Below are 23,099 nucleotides of genomic sequence, written 5' to 3'. Positions count from 1 at the left end.
GGTGCGGGCCAGGCCCCGCCCGTCCCTCACGGCCGTCACGTCCGGGGTCGCGCACTAGCCTGGACCTCGATGAGCACCGCCGCCCTCTCCCGCATCGCGCTGTACTACCGGTTCACCCCGCTCGCCGACCCCGAGGCGGTGCGGCTGTGGCAGCGCACGCTCGCCGCGTCCCTCGGCCTGACCGGCCGGATCATCGTGTCGCCGCAGGGGATCAACGGGACCGTCGGCGGGCCGGTCGACGCGGTCAAGCGCTACGTGCGCGGCACGCGGGAGCATCCGGCGTTCCGGGATCTCGAGGTGAAGTGGTCGGACGGCTCGGCGGCGGACTTCCCCCGCCTCTCCGTCAAGCTCAAGCCCGAGCTCGTCGCGTTCGGGGCCCCCGAGCGCGTCACCGTGGACGCGGGCGGCGTCGTCGGCACGGGGGAGCGGCTCACCCCCGCCCAGGTGGACGCGCTCGTCGCCGAGCGCGCCGGCACCGCCAACCCCGTGCGCTTCCTCGACGGCCGCAACACGGTCGAGGCGGCCATCGGCCGCTTCGACGGGGCCGTGGTCCCGGACGCGCACACCACCCGCGACCTGCTCGCCGCCGTCGACTCCGGGGCCCTGGACCACCTCAAGGACGCGCCGCTGATCACCTACTGCACGGGCGGCGTGCGCTGCGAGGTCCTCTCGGCCCTGCTCAAGGACCGCGGCTTCGCCGAGGTCTACCAGCTCGACGGCGGCATCGTCCGCTACGGCGAGGCCCGTGGCGACGCCGGACTGTGGCGGGGCGAGCTGGCCGTGTTCGACCGGCGCCTGTCCACCCGCTTCACCGCCGACGCCGAGACCATCGGCCGGTGCGTCGCGTGCGAGGCACCGACCTCGGCGCTGCGCAACTGCGCCGACCCGGCCTGCACCACGCTCGAGGTCCGCTGTGCGGCCTGCGCCGCCGACGACCCCGAGCACCGCTGTCCTGTCTGCGCCCACCGCCCCCACCCCGCTGAGAGGACCGAGGCATGAGTCCCGTCCCGACACCCCCGTCGCCCCCCGCCCCGCGGCTGACCCCGGCCACGGCCGTGGCCCTCGCCGCGGATCTGGCGGCCCTGCCGTTCACCACCGCCGCCGTCGAGGGGCTGCTCGGACCCGTGGCCACGCTCGCCCTGGACCGCGAGCACGCCGAGGCCGCCCGCCGCGTCGTCGCCGGTCACCTGGCGGGCCCCGGCCGGCCCGACGACGCAGCCGGCCCCGGCGACCGGTATGGCACGCGGGGCCTCGCCGCCGCCGTCGGGGCCTGGCTGCTCGGCGACCCCGTCCCCGCCGCCGACCTCGACGCCGCGCTGCCCCGCCTCGGCCTGGCCGGGGCCGTGGCGGCCGGGCTCGTCGTCGAGGGGCCGGACGGGCGCGTGCGCGGCGCGGTGGACCTCTCGCCGTACGAGGCGGACGAGCCGGGCCGGATGTGGATCGCCTCGGACCTGACGGCCCTGCAGCGGCGCGGCCCGCTGCCTCCCGAGCACGTGCTCGGCGTCGGCCGGGCCTCCCTCACGCTCGCCGGCGCCACGCAGCGCCGTCCCGTGGCCCGCGCCCTCGACGTGGGGGTGGGCTGCGGGATCCAGACCCTGCACCTGCTCGCCCACGCCGACCATGTCACCGCCACGGACCTGTCCGAGCGGGCCCTGGCATTCACCCGGTTCAACCTGCTGCTCAACGCGGACGTGCTCGGCCTCGACCGGGACCGGCTCGAGGACCGGGTCCGGCTGGCGGCCGGCGATCTGCTGGCGCCGGTGACGGGGGAGCGGTTCGACCTCGTGGTCTCGAACCCGCCGTTCGTGATCACCCCGCGCACGGACCCGGACGCGCCCATGCTGACCTACCGCGACGGCGGCCGCGAAGGCGACCGGATCGTCGCGGAGCTGATCGCGGCCCTGCCGGACGTGCTCGCCGAGGGCGGCACCGCGCAGCTGCTCGCCAACTGGGAGATCCCGGCGGGGGACACCGCCGACGCCGACACCGCACCGTGGGACGCGCGCCCGCGCTCGTGGGTGGCGCCGGGGATGCAGGCCTGGTTCCTCCAGCGCGACCGGCAGGACCCCGCGGGCTACGCGGAGACATGGCTGCAGGACTCCTCGCTCGAGCTCGACCCGCCCGCCTATGAGGCCGCCTACCGCGGCTACCTGGACGACTTCGCCGCGCGCGGGGTCGCGGGCGTGGGCTTCGGCCACGTGTGGCTGCGTCGGCCCGCCGCGGACGGCTCCCAGGGCCGGGGGTGGGTGGTCGCCGAGGAGCTGACCCAGGCCGTGGACGAGGCCCTCGGCACCGCGTGGGCCGCCGCCGTCGCCCGCCGGGACCGGCTCACCGCCGGCGCCGGGGCGGGGGACGCCGTCGGGGACCCGGCCCTGGCCGCGCTGCGCGGCCTGCACCTGCGCGTGGCCGCGGACGTCACGGAGGAGCGCCACCAGCGGTTCGGGGCGGAGCACCCCGAGGTGATCCTGGCCCGGCAGGGCTCCGGGTTCCGGCGCGTGGCGCGCCTGGACACCGCGACGGCGGGCGTGCTGTCCGCCTCCGACGGTGAGCTGTCCGTGGGGCAGCTGGTGGGCGCGGTCGCCGCGCTGCTGGAGCTGGACGACGTCGGGCGGGCCGGCCTGCTGGCCGCGCTGCGGGAGCTGTACGAGGACGGGTTCCTGGTGGAGGGCTGACGATCGGGCGGTGGCGGGCGCGGGGACGCCGGGCGTTATCGTGGGCACCGCGCCCCCTACGATGTGGGGACGTCCGCCCGACGCCGGCGTGCACCGCGCACCGGCCCGGAACCACCGCCTTCCCCGTCCGAGGAGGACCCCCTTGTCCACGTCATCCGCTTCCGTGACCGCTCCCGTGCCCGAGGGCAAGAAGCTGGTCATCGTGGAGTCCCCGGCCAAGAGCAAGTCCATCGCGAAGTACCTCAACGCGGTGGGCTCCGGCTGGGTGGTGGACTCCTCCGTGGGGCACATCCGCGACCTGCCCAAGCCCTCGGACCTGCCGGCGGACATGAAGAAGGGCCCGTTCGGGAAGTTCGCCGTGGACACGGAGCACGGCTTCACCCCGTACTACGTGGTGCACCCGGACAAGAAGAAGAAGGTCGCGGAGCTCAAGCGCGAGCTCAAGGACGCCGAGGCCCTCTACCTCGCCACGGATGCGGACCGGGAGGGCGAGGCCATCGCCTGGCACCTGCTGGACACCCTCAAGCCCACGGTGCCGGTGTACCGGATGACCTTCGGGGAGATCACCCAGGAGGGCGTGCGCCGAGGCCTGGAGAACATCCGCGAGCTGGACACGGCCCTCGTGGACGCCCAGGAGACGCGCCGCATCCTCGACCGCCTGTTCGGCTACGAGCTCTCGCCGGTGCTGTGGCGCAAGGTCTCCCGCGGGCTCTCGGCGGGCCGCGTGCAGTCGGTGGCCACCCGCCTCGTCGTCGAGCGCGAGCGGGAGCGCATGGCCTTCGTCTCCGCCCACTACTGGGGCGTGGAGGGCACCTTCACGGTGGCCGAGGGCGCGCAGGCCGCGGACGCCGTGGGCAGCTCGTTCACGGCCCGCCTCAGCACGGTGGACGGCGAGCGCGTGGCCACGGGCCGCGACTTCGACGACGCCGGGCGGCTCAAGGCCTCCGCCGGCAAGAAGGTGACCCACCTGGACGAGGCCGGCGCCCGCTCGCTGGCCGAGGGTCTGCGCGGGGCGGACTTCACGGTCGACTCGGTGGAGGACAAGCCGTACACCCGCCGCCCGGCCGCCCCCTTCACCACCTCCACGCTGCAACAGGAGGCCGCCCGCAAGCTCCGCATGAGCTCCCGCGTCTCCATGCAGGTGGCCCAGCGCCTGTACGAGAACGGCTACATCACGTACATGCGCACGGACTCGGTGAACCTCTCGCAGGAAGCCGTGCAGGCCGCCCGGCGCCAGGCCACCGAGCTCTACGGGGCGGACGCCGTGCCGGCCCAGCCGCGCGTCTACGCCAAGCGCAACGAGACCGCGCAGGAGGCCCACGAGGCCATCCGGCCCGCGGGGGACTCCTTCCGGACCCCGGCCCAGGTCAAGGCCGAGCTGCGCCCGGACGAGTTCCGCCTGTACGAGCTGATCTGGAAGCGCACCGTGGCCTCGCAGATGGCCGATGCCAAGGGCTACACCGCCACGCTGCGGCTCTCGGCCACCGCGCAGGACGGCCGCCTCGCGCAGTTCAGCGCCTCGGGCACCGTCATCACGTTCAAGGGCTTCCTCGACGCGTACGAGGAGGGCCGGGACGCCGAGGTCGACGGCGAGAACGCGGAGGCCAAGGACCGCCGCCTGCCGCAGGTGGCCCAGGGCGAGCGCCTCACCGGTGACCCGATCGAGGCCACCGGGCACGAGACCTCCCCGCCGGCCCGCTACACCGAGGCGTCGATCGTCGCCGAGCTGGAGCGCCGCGAGATCGGGCGGCCCTCCACGTACGCCCCGACGATCTCCACGATCATGGACCGCGGTTACGTGTCCAAGCGCGGCACCGCGCTCGTCCCGTCGTGGACCGCGTTCGCGGTGATCGGACTGCTCGAGGACTACTTCGCGAAGTACGTGGACTACGACTTCACGGCCCGCATGGAGGACGACCTCGACCGGATCGCCGCGGGCGAGCTCGGCCGCGAGGCCTGGCTGCAGACCTTCTACTTCGGGGCCCCCGCCGCGGAGACGGAGAAGGGCGTCGAGGGCCTCAAGCACGTGGTGGACAACCTCGGCGAGATCGACGCGCGAGCCGTGAACTCGCTGCCGATCACCGAGGACATCACCCTGCGGGTGGGCCAGTACGGCCCGTACCTGGAGCGGTCGCTGCCGGCCGACGCGGAGGCGGGCGCCACCCCGCCGCGCGCCAACGTCCCCGAGGACCTGGCCCCGGACGAGCTCACCCCGGCCAAGGCCGAGGAGCTGTTCGCCACCGCCCAGCCCTCCGAGCGCGAGCTCGGCACGGACCCGGAGACGGGCCGGACCGTCGTCGCCAGGGACGGGCGCTACGGGCCCTACGTCACCGAGGTCATCCCGGAGATGACCGAGGAGGAGCTGCAGGCCTGGCTCGACGCCCAGCCCACCGAGTACTACAAGAACGGCAAGCCCAAGCCGAAGAAGAAGCCGGCCAAGGAGAAGCCCCGCACCGGCTCCCTCTTCACGAGCATGTCCGTGGACACCGTGACCCTCGAGCAGGCGCTGCAGCTGATGTCCCTGCCGCGCGTCGTGGGCGCGGACGCCGAGGGCGAGGTCATCACCGCCCAGAACGGCCGCTTCGGGCCCTACCTGAAGAAGGGCTCGGACTCGCGCTCGCTCGAGTCCGAGGACCAGATCTTCAGCATCACGCAGGAGCAGGCCCTCGAGATCTACGCCCAGCCGAAGCAGCGTGGCCGCGGGGCCGCCAAGCCGCCGCTGGCCGAGTTCGGCGAGGACCCGGTCTCCGGCAAGAAGGTCACCGTGAAGGAGGGCCGCTTCGGCCCGTACGTCACGGACGGGGTCACCAACATCACCGTCCCGCGCGGCCGTCAGCCCGAGGAGCTCACGGCGGAGGAGGCCTACCAGCTGCTCGCGGACAAGCGTGCCAAGGGCCCGGCCACCCGCGGCGGTGCCAAGAAGCCGGCGGCCCGCAAGGCCCCGGCCAAGAAGACCACCGCGCGGAAGAAGGCCTGAGCGCCATGCGCCTCGGCGTCCTGGACATCGGGTCCAACACCGTCCACCTGCTGCTCGTGGACGCCCACCCGGGGGCCCGCCCGGTCGCCTACGCGGAGCACAAGCGCTCCCTTCCGCTGATCCGCTACCAGGACGCCGACGGGGCGATCACGGAGGAGGGACAGCGGGAGCTCGTGGACTTCGTCCGTGAGGCCGCCGCGTTCGCGGAGGAGCATCGGGCGGAGGACATGATCTCGTTCTGCACCTCGGCGATCCGCGAGTCCGCGAACGGCGCCGCCGTGCTGGCCCGCGTGCAGGCCGAGACCGGTGTGCACCTCTCCGAGCTCACGGGGGACCAGGAGTCGGCCATGACGTACTTCGCCGTGCGCCGCTGGCAGGGCTGGGGCGCCGGCTCCATCCTGAACTTCGACATCGGCGGCGGCTCCTTCGAGATCGCCTACGGCCAGGACGAGCTGCCCTCGCACGCCCTGTCCCTGCCGCTGGGCGCCGGCCGCCTCACCCGCGACTGGGTGCTCGAGGACCCGCCCAGCCCCAAGGCGGTGAAGAAGCTCCGCAAGCACGTGGAGAAGCGACTCGAGGAGGCGTATACGGCCTTCCCGCGCATCGAGTCGCCCGTGGTGGTCACCGCCACCTCGAAGACGTTCCGCTCCCTCGCCCGGATCACCGGGGCGGCGCCGTCGGCGGCGGGCCCCTTCGTGAAGCGGCACCTGCGCGCGGACGACCTGCACCTGTGGGTGAACCGCCTCGCGGCGATGACCGTCGCGGAGCGGGCGGAGCTGCCCGGCGTCTCGGACGTGCGCGCGCACCAGGTGTTCGCGGGGGCGATCGTCGCGCTGACGGCCATGCGCACGTTCGGCATCGCCCAGCTCGAGATCTGCCCGTGGGCGCTGCGCGAGGGCCTGATCCTCAACCGCCTCGACGCGCTCATGCTCGAGGGCCACCTCACCCGGGACGGCCGGCCCGGCGTCGGCCACGTGAACCTCAACCCGGACACCCTCCTGCCGGGACTGAGCCTGGGGGTGCGCTGAGCATGGCGGACGCCACCGCGCACCTGGCCCCCGCGGCGCGCTTCGGCGCGGACATCCCCGTGACCCTGTCCTCCTCGTCCGTGTTCCCCCTGGGCACCCAGGACGTGTTCGCCACCGCCGAGGACCTCGGCTACGACGGCGTGGAGGTCATGGTCACGCACAACGCGTGGAGCCAGGACGCGCGGCGGCTGACGCGGCTGTCCGAGCGTCACGGGATGCCCATCGACTCCATCCACGCCCCCACCCTGCTGTTCACGCAGCAGGTCTGGGGCTCCGCGTGGTCCAAGATCCGCCGCTCCGTGGAGCTGGCGCAGGCCGTGGGTGCGGCCACCGTGGTCGCCCACCCGCCGTTCCGCTGGCAGGGCACGTACGCGGTGCGCTTCGCCGAGGGCATCCATGAGCTCATGGCGGAGACCGGCGTGGTGATCGCGGTGGAGAACATGTACCCGTGGCGGGCCTACGGCCGCGAGGCCAAGATGTACCTGCCGCACTGGAACCCGCTGCCCGAGCCGTACGAGCACATCTGCTGGGACTTCTCCCACGCGGCCATCGCGCGGGCGGACTCCCTGGCGGCCGTCCGCGAGCTCGGCCCGCGGCTGCGGCACGTCCACCTCACCGACGGCAACGACTCCGGCAAGGACGACCACCTGCTCCCCGGCGAGGGCACGCAGCGCGTGGCCGAGACCCTGCGCCACCTGGCGGCCGAGGGCCTGGCCGGTGCGGTGTGCGTGGAGGTGGGCACCCGCGGCGTGGAGTACGCGGGCCAGCGCGAGGAGAAGCTGGCCGCCTCGCTCGCCTTCGCGCGCGAGCACCTGGCCGCCGGCGGGACCGACCACCACGACGACGACGGCGTTCCGCGCCCGACCACGAAGGAGACGGACCGACCATGAAGCTGACCATCCTGGGCCTGGGCACCATGACCGGCGCGATCCTCGCCGGAGCCCTCGACGCCGGCGCCGTGCGCGCCGAGGACGTCACCGCCACCACCCGCTCCGCCGCCTCCGCCGAGAAGGCCGCCGCGCAGCACGGCGTCACCGTGACCTCCCAGGAGCGGGACGAACGCGCCAACCATGCCGCGGTCGCCGAGGCGGACATCGTCCTGGTGGGCGTGAAGCCGAAGGACATGGTCGCCACCCTCACGGACCTGGCGCCGTCGCTGCGCCCCGAGACCGTGGTGGTGTCCGTGGCAGCCGGCGTCACCTCCGCCACCATGGCCGCCGTGCTGCCGGCGGGGCAGCCGATCGTGCGGACCATGCCGAACACGCCCCTGACGGTGGGCTCCGGCGTCGTCGGCATGGCCCCCGGGCCGGGCGTCACCGAGGAGCAGACCGCCGCCGTGCGCGCCCTCTTCGAGGGCTCCGGCCTGGTGGTGCCGGTGGCCGAGGAGCAGCTCTCCGCCGTGGTGGCCACCGCCGGCTCCGCCCCGGCCTACGTGTTCCTGCTGGCCGAGCTGATCGCCGCCCACGGCGCCGAGATGGGACTGGACGCCGCCTCCGCCGAGGCCATGGCCGCGGCCACCGTCAAGGGCGCCGGTATCATGCTCCAGCAGGAGGGGGCCAGGGCCGAGGCTCTGCGCAAGGCCGTGATGAGCCCGAACGGCACCACCGAGAAGGCCGTGGAGGCGTTCCTGGACGGCGGCATGGACGACCTCGTGAACCGTGCCATGGACGCGGCCGCGCAGCGCGACAAGGAAATGGCCGAGGAGTTCGGGGCCTGACGGTTCCGGCGTGCCTCAGGGCCGGGCCGCGAACCGGTCGATGAGGTCGGTGTGGCCCGAGACGATGAGGGTGTCGCGCGGGCCCACCCGGGTGTCCGGCTGGGCGTAGGTGAAGTCCTCGCCCGGGGTCTTCACGCCCACCACGGTCACGCCGTACTTGGATCGCACGTGGGACTCGGCGAGCGTGAAGCCCACGCACTCGGCCGGCGGGTACATCTTCACGATCGCGAAGTCGTCGTCGAACTCGATGAAGTCGAGCATGCGCCCGTTCACGAGGTGGGCGGCGCGCACGCCGGCGTCGTGCTCGGGGAAGATCACGTGGTTCGCCCCGATCCGCTTGAGGATCGTGCCGTGCGCCTCGCTGATCGCCTTCACCCAGATGTGGGGGATCTCCAGGTCCACGAGGTTCACGGTGATCAGCACCGATGCCTCGATGGAGGTGCCCACGCCGACCACCGCCGTCGCGAAGTCCTGCGCGCCAAGCTGGCGCAGGGCCTCGGGGTCGGTGGCGTCCGCCTCCACCACGTGGGTGAGCGAGGGGGCGAAGCGCTGCACGAGGACGGGGTCCCGCTCGACGGCGAGCACCTCGCGGCCCTGGGCGACGAGCTCCTCGGCCGTGGCGGCGCCGAAGCGGCCCAGCCCCACGACGAGCACGGGGGCGTTGGGATCGGTGCGCTGCGGGGCGTCAGCCAATGATCGGCCTCTCGACGGGGAAGCGGTAGAGCACGCGCCGCTGGCGCAGGGCCAGGGCGGCGGCGAACGTGATCGTACCAACGCGGCCCGCGAACATCATGGCCGTCAGGACGTACTTGCCGGTCGGTGGGCTCTCCGCGGAGACGCCCACGGAGAGCCCGCACGTGCCGAACGCGGAGATCACCTCGAACAGGGGCCGCTGGAGGGACTCGTCGGTGATGTGCACCAGCGCCAGAGTGGCCACGAGCACGAGGGTGGCACCGAGGGCGAGCACCGCGATGGCCACGCGCAGGGACTCGGGGGCGATCGTGCGGCCGTGCGCCGTCACCTCGCGGTCGCCGCGCGCCTCCGCCACGATCGCGAGGAACATGATCGCCAGCGTGGTCACCTTGATGCCGCCCGCGGTGGAGGCGGACCCGCCGCCCACGAACATCAGCGCGTCCATGAGCAGCAGGGACTCGGGCCGGTGCGCGTTCGTGTCGTCGATCGCGAAGCCGCCGGAGCGGGTCATCACGGAACCGAAGAGCGAGTGCCCGACCCGCTGCCAGAAGCCCATCCCGGCCTGGGTCGCCGGGTTGCCCGCCTCGAAGAAGAAGAGGGCGACGGCGCCGAGCACCAGCAGCGCCAGCGTCACCTCGACCGTGAGCTTGGTGTGCAGGTTCCACTCCCGGAATCGCCACCCCTTCTCCAGCAGCACCATGACCACGGGGAAGCCGAGCGCGCCGAGGAACACACCGACGCCGAGCACCGTGATGATCACCGGGTCGTGCATGATCTCCGGCAGGCCGTCCACGTGCAGGGTGAACCCCGCGTTGTTGAAGGCGCTGACCGAGTAGAAGACCCCGTGCCACAGGCCGGTGAGCCACGAGCCGGAGATGGCCGCGAACCGCGGCACGAGGACGAGCGCCAGCGCGGCCTCGGCGGTCAGCACCGTCACGACGACGACGCGCAGCAGCTGGCCGACCTCGCCGAGACTGCCGGAGGTCATGCCCGCCTGCTGCGTCGCCAGCTTCGACCTCAGGCCCAGATGCCGGGAGACGGCCAGCGTGAGCAGCGAGGCAATCGAGAGGATGCCCAGGCCGCCGATCTGGATGGCCACGAGGATGATCACCTGGCCCGCGGGGGACCAGTGCGCGGCCGTGTTGACGGTGGTCAGACCGGTCACGGAGAAGGCGGAGACCGCGGTGAACATGGCGTCGTGCAGGGGGGTGGCGTGGCCGTCCGCCGCGGCCCACGGCAGGGCGAGGAGCCCGGTGAACACCAGGGCCATGAGGGCGAAGGCGGAGAGGGCGGCGCGGGCCGGGGAGCCGCCCACCACCGAGCTGACGGCGCGGCCCGAGCGCCGCAGCACCGTGCGCAGGTCGGTCGAGGACTCCAGCGTGGAGGCCTGGCCGGGCCGGGGGAGGCCGCCGGGCCGGCGCACCCCGCCGTGTCGGCGGGCGTGCGGAGTCGGACGGGGACCTGCCACGGGGCACCTCCTGCACGGGGGACGGGAAACGGACCGGCTCCCAGTATCGCGCGCGCCGTGGCCCGCGCGTCACGCGGGCGAGACATCCGAGGCGATCGTCGCCACCGTGCCGCCCGGAGCCCTAGGCTGGACCGTGATGAGCACCACGTCCACCCCTCCCGCTCCCACCCCCGCTGCTGTGGTGTGGGACTCCAGCCTGCTCCGCTACCGGTTCAGCGCGGAGCACCCGATGGCGCCCCTGCGGCTGGATCTCACGCACCGGCTCGTGGAGGCGTTCGGCCTGCTGGACGCGCCCCACGTGCGGATCGTGGAGCCGCCCGTGGCCACGGACGAGCAGCTCGCCCTCGTCCACGACCCCGAGTACGTCGCCGCCGTCCGCCGGGCCGCGGCGACGTCGTCGGCCGAGGACGGCCGCTTCGGCCTGGGCACCGAGGACTGTCCCGTGTTCCCGGACCTGCACGAGTCCGCCGCCCGGATCGCGGGCGGCTCCCTCGTCGCCGCGGAGGCGATCTGGTCCGGCGAGGTGGACCGCGCCGTGAACTTCGCCGGCGGCATGCACCACGCCGCCCGGTCCTCGGCGTCCGGGTTCTGCATCTACAACGACTGCGCCGTGGCCATCCAGCGCCTGCTGGACCTCGGCGCGGAGCGCGTGGCCTACGTCGACGTGGACGCGCACCACGGCGACGGCACGCAGTCGATCTTCTACGACGACCCCCGCGTGCTCACCATCTCCCTGCACGAGACGGGCATCAGCCTGTTCCCGGGCACGGGCTTCGCCAACGAGATCGGCGGCTCGGCCGCCCAGGGCACGGCGGTGAACGTCGCGCTGCCCCCGCGCACCGGTGACGCCGGCTTCCTGCGCGCCGCCCACGCCGTGGTCCCGCCCCTGCTGGAGGCGTTCGCCCCGGACGTGCTGGTCAGCCAGCACGGCTGCGACGGCCACCTCACGGACCCGCTCGCCGACCTGCGGCTGAGCGTGGACGGCCAGCGCCAGCTCGCATTCGACGTCGGCGACTGGGCCGACCGGTTCGCGTACGGCCGGTGGCTGGCCACCGGGGGCGGCGGCTACAACCCGCTGCGGGTGGTGCCGCGCGCGTGGGCCCACCTGACCGCCGCCGTCCTGCAGACCCCGATCCCCGTGAGGAGCGAGATCCCCGCCGCCTGGATCGAGCACGTCCGGGCCCTCACCGCGGACGAGCTGACCGGGGACATGTCCGTGCACGAGGGGGACGACGCCGAGCGGATCCCCACCGTGATGGGCGAGGACGCGGACGTGTGGTGGCGCTCGTGGGAGGTGGGCTACGACCCGGCCGACCCGGTGGACCAGTCGATCATGGCCACGCGCCGCGAGGTGTTCCCGCTGCACGGGCTCGACCCCTGGTTCGACTGAGCCGGTCCCCGTCCCGGTTCGACCGGGGCCCGTGCGGCCGGTATTGTGGCCGAGAACGTTTCCAGGCGTTCCACATCCGGTGGAATGCGGGTCGGCGTGTCCGGCGCCCCGGATGCCTGCGGTCCCACGACCGCCGACCCTCGCCCCGATTCAAGGAGTCCCCATGGGATCTGTGATCAAGAAGCGCCGCAAGCGCATGTCGAAGAAGAAGCACCGCAAGCTGCTTCGCAAGACCCGTCACCAGCGTCGCAACAAGAAGTGACGCCCGCGCCCTCCGGGCGCTGACGAGACGAAGCCGCCGTCCCCTTCCGGGGGGACGGCGGCTTCGTCGTGGACGGCGATCCGTAGAGTGGGGGCCATGACCGCCGACCTGCCCGCCGCCACCGCCCGCGTCCAGCTGCTCGTGAAGCCCGGCTGTCACCTGTGCGCCGAGGCCGAGGCCACGGTGGTGCAGGTGTGCGACGCGCGGGGCGAGGCCTGGGAGGCCGTGGACGGGGCCGCGCACCCGGACCTGCTCGAGCGCTTCGTGGACGAGGTGCCCGTGCTCTTCGTGGACGGCGTCCAGCGCGACTTCTGGCGCGTGGACCCGGCCCGCCTGGGCCGGCTCCTGGACGCCCCGCGGGCCTGAGCGGGCTCAGCGGCGCGCGAAGCGCTGCCAGGTCTTCAGCCGCATGTACTCCGTGGCGTCCGGGCGGTAGGCGAGCACGATGCCGGCGACGCCGAGGCCCACCCACACGAGGTCCAGCGGGCTGAACGCCCCCATCACGGCGTTGGAGACCAGCACCAGCACGGACAGGGACGCCAGCACCGTTCCGACGATGCGCGCGGCGCGCGAGCCGCCGCGGATCGCGAACGCCACCCACAGGTAGACGAGGAACGCGAGCACGCCGAACACGGCCGCCGTCGTGGCGAGGGCCGGGAGCATCCCGTCCATCATGGTGCGCATCTGCTCCGCCTGGTCGGCGGGCAGATTCATCTGTTCGACGGACCGGTCCAGCTCCTGCTGGATCGCGACCTGGCCCTCCGGCTGGGTGATGGCGAAGGCCGCCAGCAGGGTCGTCGCCAGCAGCAGGAGGCCGCCCGAGACGATCAGCCAGAACGCGGCCGTCAGGGAGCGCGGCCGCGGGGGCAGCTCGACCGGGCCGGGAGACTGCCAGCCGGCGGGGCCGTGGGGGGAGGGGGCCTGGGGCATCCCCGCCTGGCCCGGGGCGCCGTACGGAGCCGCCGGCGGTGCGCCGTAGGGGTTCTGGCCGTACGGGCTCGCGCCCGCCGGGTCAGGGGAGCCCGGGGTCGGCCCCTGCGGGGCGGCGCCGTAGGGGTCGGTGCCGTACGGGTTCTGGCTGCCGTGGGGATCGGTGGGCGAGGTGCCGGACATGGGGCCTCCTAGCGACGCCGACGCTCGCGGCGTCTCGGTGCGGACGGGGGTGGCGGCGCGGTCGCGCCGAGCTGTGCTCCACGCTACCGCCGGGGCCACCGGTCCGCCTCTGCCAGACTGGCCCCATGCAGACGCTCGCCACCGTCCACCTGGTCCGCCACGGAGAAGTCCACAACCCCGATCGTGTCCTCTACGGCCGCCTGCCGGAGTTCGGGCTCTCGGAGCTCGGCCACGAGATGGCCCGGGGCGTGGCCGCGTGGTTCGAGGAGCGTGCCGCGCAGACCGGCCGGGCGCCCGCCGTCGTCGCCGCCTCCCCGCTGACCCGCGCGCAGCAGACCGCCGCGCCCATCGCGGCCGCGTTCGACCTGCCGCTGGTCACCGAGCCGGACCTGATCGAGGCGGAGAACGCCTTCGAGGGCATGTCCCAGGTGGCGGCGTCGCTGAAGCGGAACCCGCGGCTGTGGCCCCGGCTGCGCAATCCCCTGCGCCCGTCCTGGGGCGAGCCGTACCGCGCGCAGGCCGCCCGGATGCTGGCCGTCGTCGACCGGCTCCGCGGCGAGGCCGTGGCCGCCGAGGGGCCCGGCGCCGAGTCCGTGCTCGTCTCGCACCAGCTGCCGATCTGGGTGACGCGCCTGGCCGTCGAGGGCCGTCCGCTGTGGCACGACCCGCGCTGGCGTGAGTGCTCGCTGACCTCCGTGACCTCGCTCGTGTACGAGGAAGGGCGCAGGGTGCCGCGCGTCGAGTACCACGAGCCGAACCAGGCCCTGCTCAAGGACGCCTCCTCCCTGCCGGGCGCCTGAGGCCCCGACGGCGGCCGGCGTCGACGACGCCGGCCGCGGCCTCCCACGGGGTGGGGGTGTGACGTCCAGGGTTCAGTCAGAATGCGGGGCGGACAGTAGACTTCCCAGGTCCCCGGAATCCAGCGCCGCGCATCCCCTGGAGGGCAGTCACGCCATGCACACCCCGCCCCGTCCGTCCCGCCGCACCCTGCTGACCGGCCTCGCCCTCGCCAGCCTGGCGCCGGCGCTCGCGGCCTGCTCGGGCGGTGACGACTCGCTCGCGCGGCAGGCGGGCAACGCGGACGGCAAGAACTACATCGCCGGCGACGGCTCCGTCCTGGAGATCGCCCCCGCCGAGCGCGGCGCCCCCGTGGAGTTTGCCGCCGAGCTCTTCGACGGCACCCCCGTGACCGGCGCGAGCCTGCGCGGCACCCCCGCCCTGCTGAACTTCTGGTACGCCGCCTGCGCGCCGTGCCGCGTCGAGGCCCCCCACCTCGTCTCCCTGCACGAGCAGTTCGCCCCGCAGGGGGTGCGGTTCCTCGGCGTGAACGTCCGGGACACCGTCACCACCGCGCAGGCCTTCGAGCGCACCTTCGAGATCCCCTACCCGTCCATCGAGGACGCCCGCGGGGACGTGCTCCTGAACATGACCGACTACGTGCCCCCGCAGGCCGTGCCCTCCACCCTCGTCCTGGACGTCGAGGGCCGCGTGGCCGCCCGCGTGCTCGGCGCCGTGGAGGAGTCCACCCTGCGCGCCCTGCTCACCACCGTGGTGGACGAGGCCGCGGCCTGACCCGGCCGCCGTGTCCATGCAGAGCAACCCCTTCGCCGAGATCGCCCTCGACGGCTCCCTGCTGCTGGCCGCGCCGATCGCCGTGCTGGCCGGCCTGATCTCCTTCCTCTCCCCGTGCGTGCTGCCGCTCGTGCCCGGCTACCTCGGGTACGTCACCGGCCTCGGCGGGGACGTGCTCACCAGCCGCCGCCGCGGGCGCCTCGTGCTCGGCTCCGTGCTGTTCGTGCTCGGGTTCGCCGTGGTGTTCGTGGGCATCACCGTGGTGTTCACCCAGGCCATGGTCTGGCTGCGGCGCGACGGCGCCTGGGTCACCCCCGTGCTCGGCGTGCTCGTGATGCTCATGGGCCTCGTGTTCCTCGGCGGCGGCGGCCGGCTTCAGCAGGAGCGCCGCGTCCACTTCAAGCCCGCCGCCGGCCTGGTCGGCGCGCCCCTGCTGGGCATGACCTTCGGCCTGGGCTGGGCGCCGTGCATCGGCCCCACCATGGCCGCCGTCCTGGCCATGTCCACGGCCAGCTCCGGCTCCGTGGGCCGCGGCGCCCTGCTCGCCTTCCTCTACTGCCTCGGCCTGGGCCTGCCGTTCGTGCTCATGGCCCTCGGCATGGAGCGCGGCATGCGGGCCCTCGGGTTCTTCCGCCGGCACCGCGTGCTGATCATGCGCCTCGGCGGCGCCCTGCTGATCGCGCTGGGCCTGCTCATGGTCACCGGCGTCTGGACCGCCTGGACCACGCAGCTGCAGCTGTGGTTCGCCAACGAATGGGAGATGCCCCTGTGAGCTCCAAGGCCGCCCGGACGCGCTCCGAGCCCGTCACCCTGCCGCGCCTCGGCCTGGCGGGCACCCTGCGCTGGATCTGGACCCAGCTGACCAGCATGAGCACCGCGCTCATGCTGCTGCTCCTGCTCGCCGTCGCCGCCGTGCCCGGCTCCCTCGTGCCCCAGCGCCGTGCCGGCCCCGAGATCGTGGACCAGTGGATCGAGGACAACCCCGTGTGGGGCCCCGTCCTGGACGCCCTGCAGTTCTTCGACGTCTACAACTCCGTCTGGTTCTCGGCCATCTACCTGCTGCTGTTCGTCTCCCTCGTGGGCTGCGTTTGGCCGCGCGCCATCCAGCACGCCAAGGCCCTGCGCCAGCCCCCGGCCCGCACCCCCCGCAACCTGACGCGCCTGCCGGCCTCCGGCGTCGTCGTCCTCGAGGAGGGCGGCCCGAGCCCCGAGGAGGCCGTGGCCAGAGCCCAGGCGTGGCTGCGCAAGCGCCGCTACCGCGTGGAGCACCGCCCCGAGGCCGGCGGCGCGTCCGTGGGCGCCGAGCGCGGATACCTGCGCGAGATCGGCAACATCCTGTTCCACGTCTCGCTGATCGGCGTGCTCGTGTTCATGGCCTACGGCGGCATGACCAAGTACGGCGGGCAGAAGATCATCGTGGAGGGCGAGGGCTTCGCCAACAACCTCGTGGCCTACGACTCCTTCACCCCCGGCACCTACTTCAGCGCGGACGACCTCCAGCCGTTCTCCCTCACCCTCGACTCCTTCGACGCCGTGTTCGACCGCGAGTCCGAGACCCACTACGGCCAGCCGCTGGACTACACCGCCGTCATGGACGTCCGCGAGGGCTCCGGCGGCGAGCTCCAGCGCCAGATCCTCAAGGTCAACCAGCCGCTGGACATCGACGGCGTGCGCGTCTACCTCGTGGGCAACGGCTACGCGCCCGTGGTGACCATCCGCGACGGCGCCGGGGACGTGGCCTTCCAGGGCCCCGTGGTCACCCGCGTGTTCGACCAGAACTACGGCTCGCAGGCCACCATCAAGGTCCCCGACGCGCGGCCGGACCAGCTGGGCTTCGTCGGCTTCTTCCTGCCCTCGGCGGTGGAGGACGAGGAAGGCGCCGCGTTCTCCGCGGACCCCGAGCTGCTCAACCCGGAGCTGCAGCTGAACTCGTACTACGGGGACCTCGGCCTGGACACCGGCCGCCCGCAGAACGTGTACGTGCTGGACACCGCATCCCTCACCGAGCTCAACAGCCGCACCAACGAGAACGGCGGCATCGTGCTCAGCCCGGGCCAGACGTACGAGCTGCCCGAGGGCAAGGGCTCCATCAGCTTCGACGGCGTCCGCCGCTACGTCGGCCTGGACATCCACTACGACCCGGGCAAGTGGGGCGTCGGCGTGTTCGCCGGCACCGCCCTGCTCGGCCTGGCGATCAGTCTGTTCGTCCGCCGCCGCCGCGTGTGGGTGCGCGCCCGCACCGACGACGACGGCCGCACCCGCGTGGAGTACGCGCTGCTCGCCCGCGGCGAGGAGTTCGGCCTCCACGAGGAGCACGTGGCCCTGCGCGCCGCCATGGAGAAGTGGTGGCCCATCGTCGCCGCCACCGAGACGGCCGACGACGCCGCGGCCGGTGCCGCCCCCCAGTCCACCTCCACCACCCCCGAGACCCCCGCCGGCCCCGCCGACGCCCGATCAGGAGACTGACAGTGTTCAACCCCACGGCCCCCGTGAACGAGCAGCTGGCGCTGTACAGCGACCTCTTCATGCTCATCGCCGCGCTCGTGTACGCGGCGGCGTTCATCCTGTTCACCATTGACATGGCCACCGCCTCGGCCACCATCCGCCGCCTCGAGGCCGACCTCGCGGCCCAGCGCGGGCAGGTGCGCACCGCTCCGGCCCACGAGACCGTGGGGGTCGCCGTCGGCGGGTCCACGGCGGTCGGCGCGAGCGACTCCGACACGGCCCGGCCGGCCGCCGCCGCCGAGCCCGGCGTCGACGCGGACGGTGACCTCGTGGACGAGGACATGGACTACACGGGCGGCGGCCGCCGCCCGGTCGCCAACGTGGCCGTGGCCGTGCTGGCCGTCGGCTGGGCGCTGCACGCGTTCGCCGTCGTCGCCCGCGGCCTCGCCGCCTCCCGCGTGCCGTGGGGCAACCTGTACGAGTTCATGACCACGGGCGCGCTCGTGATCACGACCGTCTACCTGCTGTTCCTCTTGCGCAAGGATCTGCGCTTCGTGGGCACGTTCGTCACCGGCATCGTCGTGGCGATGATGTGCGCGGCCACCATGGGCTTCCCGACGCCGGTGGGCCACCTCCAGCCGCCGCTGCAGACGCCGTGGCTCGTCATCCACGTGTCCATCGCCGTGCTGGCCAGCTCGCTGTTCGCGCTGACCGCCGCGATGTCCGTGCTGCAGCTGCTGCAGGACCGCGCGGAGAAGCGCGCTGCGGCGGGCGAGCGCTCGTGGGCGTTCCTGCGCCTCGTGCCGGCCGCGCAGGGGCTGGAGAACTGGTCCTACCGCCTCAACGCCGTCGGCTTCGTCATGTGGACCTTCACGCTGATCGCCGGTGCGATCTGGGCCGAGGCCGCGTGGGGCCGCTACTGGAACTGGGACACCAAGGAGGTCTGGACCTTCGTGATCTGGGTGGTGTACGCGGCGTACCTGCACGCCCGCGCCACCCGCGGCTGGACCGGTGCCCGCGCCGCGTGGCTGAGCATCGTGGGCTTCCTGTGCATCGTGTTCAACTACACGATCGTCAACACGTATTTCCCGGGCCTGCACTCGTACGCGGGTCTGCCCGGCTGAGTCCGGCGGGGCCCCTCAGGCGCGCGGGCCGTCGCCGTCCGGGTCGGCGTCGTCGTCGCCCTGCTCCCGACGACGGCGCAGCTCCTCCTCGCGGGCGCGCAGCTCGGCCTCGCGGCGGTCCAGGTCCTGCTCGCGGGCGTCCTGGCGGCGCCGCACGCGCAGGCTGCGCAGGAACGCCTCGTCGTCGTCCGGGGCCCCGGTGGGCCGGGGCGTGGCACGGCCGCCCGCGCCGGCCGGGCGGGCGCGGCCGAGCAGCAGCCACAGCAGCGGCCCCACGAGCGGCACGAGCACGATGACCGCCACCCACGCCGCCTTCGGCAGGCTGCGCACCTCTCGGGCGGGGGTCAGCAGCGCCTCGAACAGCGCGTAGAGGGTCAGGCCCGCGAGGATGATCGCGGCGGGGATGATGAAGCGGCCCATCCCGCCAGTCTAGGCGCGGGCTGTGGGGTCGGCGGACGGGCCGTCCGTCCTCGTAGGATGGACCGGTGCGCATCTTCTTCTACGGTCTGGTCCGCGTGGTCGTCTTCGTCGCCCTGTGGGCGCTGTTCTACTACGTGATGGACCTCGGGATGATCTTCGGGGTGATCGCGGCCACGATCCTGACGTTCGCGGTCAGCTACCTCTTCCTCGGTCGCCTGCGCACGGGGGCCACCGAGGACCTGTCCGCCGCGTGGGAGGGCCGCCCGGGCCGCCGGGGCCGCACCGAGACCGCCGACGCGGACGCCGAGGACGCCTACACCGAGGGCCGGTTCCGCGAGTGAGCCCCGCGGGGCGACGGGGCGGATGCCGCCGCCGACGCCGCCGTCATCCCGTGCGGCTCAGAGCAGCGCGCCGAGGGTGAACGTGATCGCGTAGACGATCCCGATCACGCCGGTCGCGCGCAGCACCGGGATCAGCGCCCGGCGGTCGTCGGCGCGCAGCACCGTGCGGATCGGCCGGATCGCGAGCAGGCCGCCGATCGGCACGAGCAGCAGCCCCGGGTGCGCCGCCACCCAGAACAGCGGCAGCAGCAGGGCGACGGCCAGCATGACGCCGTAGGACGCCCGCGCCGGCCCGTCGCCCAGGCGGGCGGCCAGCGTCATCTTCCCGACCTCGCGGTCCGTGGGGATGTCCCGGATGTTGTTGACCATGAGCAGGGCCGTGGAGATCAGCCCGCAGCCGATCGCGCCGGCCCAGGCCAGGCCGCTCACGGTGTCGGCCTGGGTGTACGTGGTGCCGAGGACGGCCACGAGCCCGAAGAACACGAACACGAACACCTCACCGAGGCCGAGGTACCCGTACGGCCGCCTCCCGCCGGTGTAGAACCACGCGGCCAGCACGCAGGCGACGCCGACCAGCAGGAACCACCAGTGCCCCGAGAGCAGGATGAGCCCCAGGCCGGCCAGCCCGGCGAGGCCGAAGAACGCGAAGGCCGCCTGCTTCACCTGGGCCGCGGGCACGAGCCCGGAGACGGTGAGCCGGAAGGGGCCGACGCGCTCGTCGTCGGTGCCGCGGATCCCGTCCGAGTAGTCGTTGGCGTAGTTCACGCCGATCTGCAGGGCGAGCGACACCACGAGGGCCAGCAGCGCCGCGCCGAGGTGGAAGGAGCCGAGCTCCGCGGCGGCGGCCGAACCGACGATCACGGGGGCGATCGCCATGGGCAGCGTGCGCAGGCGCGCGGCGGCGACCCACTGGGAGAGCGTGGCGGCCATGGGCGGGGGTTCCTCCTGGGGAGCGGGGTGGAATCGGCGCGCGGCGGGCCGGGTCGACGGCGGCGCGCGGCCGGGGCCCGACGTCGGCCGGGCCCGGGTCATTCTCCCACGCGGGCGGGGCGGCGCTCAGCCGGCGGTGAACCGGGCGGCCAGGGCCTGCCGGTCGGTCTTGCCGGTGGAGAGCAGGGGCAGGGCCTCGAGGAGGAGCCACGTCTTGGGCACCGCGGCCGCACCCAGCGCCTCGCGCACGTGGGCGCGCAGGACGGCCTCGTCGGGGGCCGCGGCCGGGTGGGCGGGCACGACGGCGGCGCACAGCCGGGCGCCCCACTCGGGATCCGGCACGCCGGCCACGTGGGCCGCCGCGACGCCCGGGTGCGCCTCGAGCACCGCGGTCACCGCCGCCGCGGACACCTTCACCCCGCCCGTGATGACGACGTCGTCCAGGCGACCGGTCACGGCCAGCCGCACGCCGCCGTCGTCGGTGGGGGAGAGCACGCCCGTGTCCTCGGTCAGGAAGGCGCGGGCGCCGTCCGCGGCGGTGACGAAGTGGGCGGCGGTGCGGGCGGGGTCGTCGAGGTAGCCGGCCGCCACCATGGGCCCGGCCAGGCGCACGCGCGGCGGGGCGTCGGGGTCGTCCGGGGCCACCGCGACGGCGACGCCGGGCAGCGGGACGCCGTCGTAGACGCAGCCGCCGCACGTCTCGGCCATGCCGTAGGTGGCGGTGAGGCGCACCCCCGCCGCCTCGGCCGCGGCCCGCAGCGCGGGATCGAGCCGGGCGCCGCCCACGAGCACGCGGTCGAAGGAGCGCAGGGCCGCCCGCCCGGCCGGGTCGGCGTCGGCCGCGAGGAGGCGGGCGAGCTGGGTGGGGACGAGCGAGACGAGCCGGGGGCCGGCGTCGTCGGGCAGGGCGGCCGCCCCGGTGGCGAACGCCGCGGGCGTGAAGGGGCCCGGTGGCAGGGCCACGGGTGCGGTCCCGGCCGCGATCGAGCGGGAGAGCACGGCGAGCCCGGCCACGTAGTGCACGCCGAGGGCCAGCAGCCACGCCCCCTCGCCGCCGAGCCGCCGGGCCGTGGCCGCGGCCGAGGCGCGCAGGGCCGCGCCGGTCAGGACGATCTGCTTCGGCGTGCCCGTGGACCCGGAGGTGCGCACCACGGCGACGGCGTCCGGGTCGCCGCAGCGGCGTGAATCGCGGGCCTCGGGCCGGGGGAGGACGGCGCCGTCGGCGGTCAGCTCGACGGGGTCGCCGCCGTCGAAGGCCGCGGCGAGGGCGTCCGTGGCGCGGGCGAGGGCGTCGGCGGTGGCGGGCATGGCCCCGAGTGTAGGAGGCCCGGCGGTCGGACGGACCCGCCCGGCGGACCGGATCCGCCCGGCGGTCAGAGCATGAACGGCACCGTGGCGATCTTGACCACCATGATCAGCGCGAACAGCTGGGCGTACCCCTCGGTCACGCGGACGTCGGTGGACCGGGAGAGCGCGTAGTCCAGGATCGCCGGCTGGCCCGTGATGCCCGCCAGCGCCCCGAAGGTGCGATCCACGGACTGCCCCAGCAGCCGTGCCGCGGTGATGAGCAGGGCAGCGGTCAGCGCGGTGAGCACGGCGGACATCAGGATGGCCAGCCCGCCGACCCGAGTGAACACCGTCTCGATGAACGCCGGGCCGGCGGCCAGGCCCACCACGCCCAGGAAGAGCATGAGGCCGAGCTGCCGCAGCGTCAGCGCGATCTCCGTGGATGGCTCCCACACCGTGGGTCCGGTGCGGCCGATCGCCCCGAGGGTGAGGCCGACGAGGATGCAGCCGGCCGCCGGGCCGAGGGAGAAGGAGGCCCCGCCCGGGAGCGGGATCGTCACCAGGCCCAGCAGGTAGCCCAGCGCCATGCCCGTGCCCAGGGAGATCCAGTCGAGGTTCGAGAGCCCCCGGGTCGAGTTGCCGAAGAAGTCGCGCACCGCCTCCATCCGCGGCGCGGTGGTCACGATGAGCACCCGGTCGCCGACCTTGAGCTCGGTCTGCGGGGTGGCCAGCGACTCGACGTCGTCGCGCCGCAGCCGGGCGACGTCGGTGCCGAAGCGCTCGCGCAGGGACAGCGTGCCCAGGCGGCGATCGGCCAGGGCGCGGGCCGTGACGATGACCATGGCGGTCTGCAGCGGGTTCATCACCTGTGCCGGGTCGGCGTCGGTGCGGCGGCCGAAGGCCTGCACGGCCGCGTCGATGTTCTTCTCCGTGCCGTCCAGGACGACCTCGTCCCCGGGTTCGATCCGGTCGGCGGAGCCGGCGATCCGGGCCACGCCGCCGTGGCGCAGCGCCACCACGCGCACCAGTCCCTCGGAGATCCCGGGGATCTCCCGCACGGCGAGGGCGGAGGTGGCGGCCGCAGCGGTGAAGTGCAGCTTGCCGTCGGTCACCGGCGCCGGATCGCGCGGGGAACTGCTCCACGGGCGGGCGGCGAGCAGGGTGATCGCGATGATGGTGCCGACCACGCCCACCAGGTAGGACAGCCCGTAGCCCACGGCCGGGGCCTGCCCGCCGGTGAGCTGGTTCGCCAGCGCCATCGCCGGCGTCGCGGTGAGCGAACCCGTCCACACACCGATCGCCGTCGGCAGGTCCAGGTTGAGCAGCGCGGCCAGCGGGTGCACCGTGAAGGCGGTGAGGATCACCACGACGACGGCGGCCAGCATCAGGGGCAGGTTGCGGCGCAGGTCCCGGAAGAACACCTTGCCGGCGCCGAGCCCGATCAGGTAGGCGAAGAGGGCCAGACCGAAGCTCTGGAACAGGGCCAGTCGGTCGCCGACGTCGGGCAGCACCGCCCCGACGAGCAGGCCCACGAACAGTGCCCCCGAGGCGCCGAGGCGGATCTTGCCCAGGGGGATGGTGCCGACGGCGGCGCCCAGGGCGACGGTGGCCATGAGGACGAGGATGGGCTGGTCGTTGAGCAGCGCGAGCATGGGCGGGT

Annotated in this window: 22 protein-coding genes; 15 read left to right on the top strand and 7 right to left on the bottom strand. The window is 74.0% G+C overall.

Annotation, left to right across the window (positions count from 1 at the left end; translation table 11 throughout):
- The first annotated feature begins 69 nt into the window (after positions 1-69).
- The 6 genes from trhO to proC all read left to right on the top strand — a co-directional run bounded on the left by trhO (position 70) and on the right by proC (position 8,394).
- Positions 70-999: an oxygen-dependent tRNA uridine(34) hydroxylase TrhO gene (gene trhO / locus ACZ1IK_RS01090; RefSeq protein WP_101967388.1), complete on the top strand. Its 930-nt coding sequence runs from the start codon at positions 70-72 to the stop codon at positions 997-999.
- Positions 996-2,672 (top strand): DUF7059 domain-containing protein, encoded by a 1,677-nt coding sequence (locus ACZ1IK_RS01085; protein WP_144820116.1) that lies wholly within the window; start codon positions 996-998, stop codon positions 2,670-2,672. Before trhO ends, ACZ1IK_RS01085 begins: the two co-directional genes overlap by 4 nt.
- 142 nt (positions 2,673-2,814) lie before the next feature.
- Positions 2,815-5,649, top strand: coding sequence for a type I DNA topoisomerase (topA, locus tag ACZ1IK_RS01080; protein ID WP_061867164.1), 2,835 nt, complete (start codon positions 2,815-2,817; stop codon positions 5,647-5,649).
- A 5-nt stretch (positions 5,650-5,654) separates the two neighbouring features.
- A complete protein-coding gene (locus ACZ1IK_RS01075; protein WP_036341216.1) occupies positions 5,655-6,677 on the top strand; it encodes a Ppx/GppA family phosphatase in 1,023 nt (340 codons plus the stop codon).
- A gap of 2 nt (positions 6,678-6,679) precedes the next feature.
- Entirely contained in the window at positions 6,680-7,567 is an 888-nt protein-coding gene (locus ACZ1IK_RS01070; protein WP_060974114.1) for a sugar phosphate isomerase/epimerase family protein, read from the top strand.
- Positions 7,564-8,394, top strand: coding sequence for a pyrroline-5-carboxylate reductase (gene proC / locus ACZ1IK_RS01065; protein WP_145950853.1), 831 nt, complete (start codon positions 7,564-7,566; stop codon positions 8,392-8,394). The genes ACZ1IK_RS01070 and proC overlap by 4 nt, the downstream gene beginning before the upstream one ends.
- A gap of 15 nt (positions 8,395-8,409) precedes the next feature.
- Here proC and ACZ1IK_RS01060 read toward each other — a convergent pair whose 3' ends face one another.
- Entirely contained in the window at positions 8,410-9,087 is a 678-nt protein-coding gene (locus ACZ1IK_RS01060; RefSeq protein WP_145950854.1) for a potassium channel family protein, read from the bottom strand.
- A complete protein-coding gene (locus ACZ1IK_RS01055; RefSeq protein WP_145950855.1) occupies positions 9,080-10,555 on the bottom strand; it encodes a TrkH family potassium uptake protein in 1,476 nt (491 codons plus the stop codon). Before ACZ1IK_RS01055 ends, ACZ1IK_RS01060 begins: the two co-directional genes overlap by 8 nt.
- 136 nt (positions 10,556-10,691) lie before the next feature.
- Here ACZ1IK_RS01055 and ACZ1IK_RS01050 point away from each other — a divergent pair, with 136 nt between their 5' ends.
- The 3 genes from ACZ1IK_RS01050 to ACZ1IK_RS01040 all read left to right on the top strand — a co-directional run bounded on the left by ACZ1IK_RS01050 (position 10,692) and on the right by ACZ1IK_RS01040 (position 12,573).
- On the top strand, positions 10,692-11,945 hold the full coding sequence (locus tag ACZ1IK_RS01050) for an acetoin utilization protein AcuC (RefSeq protein WP_063189786.1): 1,254 nt from the start codon (positions 10,692-10,694) through the stop codon (positions 11,943-11,945).
- A gap of 163 nt (positions 11,946-12,108) precedes the next feature.
- Positions 12,109-12,207, top strand: coding sequence for a 30S ribosomal protein bS22 (locus tag ACZ1IK_RS01045; RefSeq protein ID WP_005504750.1), 99 nt, complete (start codon positions 12,109-12,111; stop codon positions 12,205-12,207).
- A 96-nt stretch (positions 12,208-12,303) separates the two neighbouring features.
- Positions 12,304-12,573, top strand: coding sequence for a glutaredoxin family protein (locus tag ACZ1IK_RS01040; protein ID WP_063189784.1), 270 nt, complete (start codon positions 12,304-12,306; stop codon positions 12,571-12,573).
- A gap of 6 nt (positions 12,574-12,579) precedes the next feature.
- Here the strand turns inward: ACZ1IK_RS01040 and ACZ1IK_RS01035 are convergent, their stop codons facing one another.
- A complete protein-coding gene (locus tag ACZ1IK_RS01035) occupies positions 12,580-13,320 on the bottom strand; it encodes a Bax inhibitor 1 family protein (protein ID WP_063189782.1) in 741 nt (246 codons plus the stop codon).
- 125 nt (positions 13,321-13,445) lie between these two features.
- On the opposite strand from ACZ1IK_RS01035, the gene ACZ1IK_RS01030 reads away from it, so the two are divergent.
- The 5 genes from ACZ1IK_RS01030 (at position 13,446) to ccsB (ending at position 18,461) form a co-directional block, all read left to right on the top strand.
- Entirely contained in the window at positions 13,446-14,120 is a 675-nt protein-coding gene (locus ACZ1IK_RS01030) for a histidine phosphatase family protein (RefSeq protein WP_206496529.1), read from the top strand.
- A 154-nt stretch (positions 14,121-14,274) separates the two neighbouring features.
- Positions 14,275-14,892 carry a TlpA family protein disulfide reductase gene (locus tag ACZ1IK_RS01025; RefSeq protein WP_036317264.1) on the top strand — a complete coding sequence of 206 codons (618 nt, stop codon included), beginning with the start codon at positions 14,275-14,277 and terminating at the stop codon, positions 14,890-14,892.
- A gap of 16 nt (positions 14,893-14,908) precedes the next feature.
- Positions 14,909-15,664 carry a cytochrome c biogenesis CcdA family protein gene (locus ACZ1IK_RS01020; RefSeq protein WP_036336893.1) on the top strand — a complete coding sequence of 252 codons (756 nt, stop codon included), beginning with the start codon at positions 14,909-14,911 and terminating at the stop codon, positions 15,662-15,664.
- Positions 15,661-17,358 (top strand): cytochrome c biogenesis protein ResB, encoded by a 1,698-nt coding sequence (resB, locus tag ACZ1IK_RS01015; RefSeq protein WP_049147931.1) that lies wholly within the window; start codon positions 15,661-15,663, stop codon positions 17,356-17,358. The genes ACZ1IK_RS01020 and resB overlap by 4 nt, the downstream gene beginning before the upstream one ends.
- Before the next feature lie 2 nt (positions 17,359-17,360).
- Positions 17,361-18,461: a c-type cytochrome biogenesis protein CcsB gene (gene ccsB, locus ACZ1IK_RS01010; RefSeq protein ID WP_440313510.1), complete on the top strand. Its 1,101-nt coding sequence runs from the start codon at positions 17,361-17,363 to the stop codon at positions 18,459-18,461.
- A gap of 15 nt (positions 18,462-18,476) precedes the next feature.
- Here the strand turns inward: ccsB and ACZ1IK_RS01005 are convergent, their stop codons facing one another.
- On the bottom strand, positions 18,477-18,881 hold the full coding sequence (locus ACZ1IK_RS01005) for a PLDc N-terminal domain-containing protein (RefSeq protein ID WP_063189777.1): 405 nt from the start codon (positions 18,879-18,881) through the stop codon (positions 18,477-18,479).
- A gap of 65 nt (positions 18,882-18,946) precedes the next feature.
- Between ACZ1IK_RS01005 and ACZ1IK_RS01000 the strand changes: the two genes are divergently transcribed.
- Complete coding sequence (locus ACZ1IK_RS01000; protein ID WP_010080315.1) at positions 18,947-19,222, top strand: DUF4229 domain-containing protein; 276 nt, start codon at positions 18,947-18,949, stop codon at positions 19,220-19,222.
- Positions 19,223-19,279: 57 nt separating this feature from the next.
- Here the strand turns inward: ACZ1IK_RS01000 and ACZ1IK_RS00995 are convergent, their stop codons facing one another.
- From ACZ1IK_RS00995 to ACZ1IK_RS00985, 3 genes are all read right to left on the bottom strand, one after another.
- A complete protein-coding gene (locus tag ACZ1IK_RS00995) occupies positions 19,280-20,152 on the bottom strand; it encodes a 1,4-dihydroxy-2-naphthoate polyprenyltransferase (protein ID WP_063189775.1) in 873 nt (290 codons plus the stop codon).
- Positions 20,153-20,278: 126 nt separating this feature from the next.
- Entirely contained in the window at positions 20,279-21,460 is a 1,182-nt protein-coding gene (locus ACZ1IK_RS00990; RefSeq protein ID WP_465098222.1) for an AMP-binding protein, read from the bottom strand.
- 65 nt (positions 21,461-21,525) lie between these two features.
- On the bottom strand, positions 21,526-23,091 hold the full coding sequence (locus ACZ1IK_RS00985; protein ID WP_122054552.1) for an aspartate:alanine exchanger family transporter: 1,566 nt from the start codon (positions 23,089-23,091) through the stop codon (positions 21,526-21,528).
- Between the last annotated feature and the right edge of the window lie 8 nt (positions 23,092-23,099).

Source organism: Micrococcus sp. CS26, assembly GCF_055522295.1.
This window is presented reverse-complemented; position numbering and strand designations above follow the sequence as displayed.

Excerpts from the sequence above, each read along its gene's own strand:
- trhO (WP_101967388.1), top strand. The coding sequence starts at position 70 with ATGAGCACCGCCGCCCTCTCCCGCATCGCGCTGTACTACCGGTTCACC.
- ACZ1IK_RS01085 (WP_144820116.1), top strand. The coding sequence starts at position 996 with ATGAGTCCCGTCCCGACACCCCCGTCGCCCCCCGCCCCGCGGCTGACC.
- ACZ1IK_RS01075 (WP_036341216.1), top strand. The coding sequence starts at position 5,655 with ATGCGCCTCGGCGTCCTGGACATCGGGTCCAACACCGTCCACCTGCTG.
- ACZ1IK_RS01070 (WP_060974114.1), top strand. The coding sequence starts at position 6,680 with ATGGCGGACGCCACCGCGCACCTGGCCCCCGCGGCGCGCTTCGGCGCG.
- proC (WP_145950853.1), top strand. The coding sequence starts at position 7,564 with ATGAAGCTGACCATCCTGGGCCTGGGCACCATGACCGGCGCGATCCTC.
- ACZ1IK_RS01050 (WP_063189786.1), top strand. The coding sequence starts at position 10,692 with ATGAGCACCACGTCCACCCCTCCCGCTCCCACCCCCGCTGCTGTGGTG.
- ACZ1IK_RS01045 (WP_005504750.1), top strand. The coding sequence starts at position 12,109 with ATGGGATCTGTGATCAAGAAGCGCCGCAAGCGCATGTCGAAGAAGAAG.
- ACZ1IK_RS01040 (WP_063189784.1), top strand. The coding sequence starts at position 12,304 with ATGACCGCCGACCTGCCCGCCGCCACCGCCCGCGTCCAGCTGCTCGTG.
- ACZ1IK_RS01035 (WP_063189782.1), bottom strand. The coding sequence starts at position 13,320 with ATGTCCGGCACCTCGCCCACCGATCCCCACGGCAGCCAGAACCCGTAC.
- ACZ1IK_RS01030 (WP_206496529.1), top strand. The coding sequence starts at position 13,446 with ATGCAGACGCTCGCCACCGTCCACCTGGTCCGCCACGGAGAAGTCCAC.
- ACZ1IK_RS01025 (WP_036317264.1), top strand. The coding sequence starts at position 14,275 with ATGCACACCCCGCCCCGTCCGTCCCGCCGCACCCTGCTGACCGGCCTC.
- ACZ1IK_RS01020 (WP_036336893.1), top strand. The coding sequence starts at position 14,909 with ATGCAGAGCAACCCCTTCGCCGAGATCGCCCTCGACGGCTCCCTGCTG.
- ACZ1IK_RS01005 (WP_063189777.1), bottom strand. The coding sequence starts at position 18,881 with ATGGGCCGCTTCATCATCCCCGCCGCGATCATCCTCGCGGGCCTGACC.
- ACZ1IK_RS00995 (WP_063189775.1), bottom strand. The coding sequence starts at position 20,152 with ATGGCCGCCACGCTCTCCCAGTGGGTCGCCGCCGCGCGCCTGCGCACG.
- ACZ1IK_RS00990 (WP_465098222.1), bottom strand. The coding sequence starts at position 21,460 with ATGCCCGCCACCGCCGACGCCCTCGCCCGCGCCACGGACGCCCTCGCC.
- ACZ1IK_RS00985 (WP_122054552.1), bottom strand. The coding sequence starts at position 23,091 with ATGCTCGCGCTGCTCAACGACCAGCCCATCCTCGTCCTCATGGCCACC.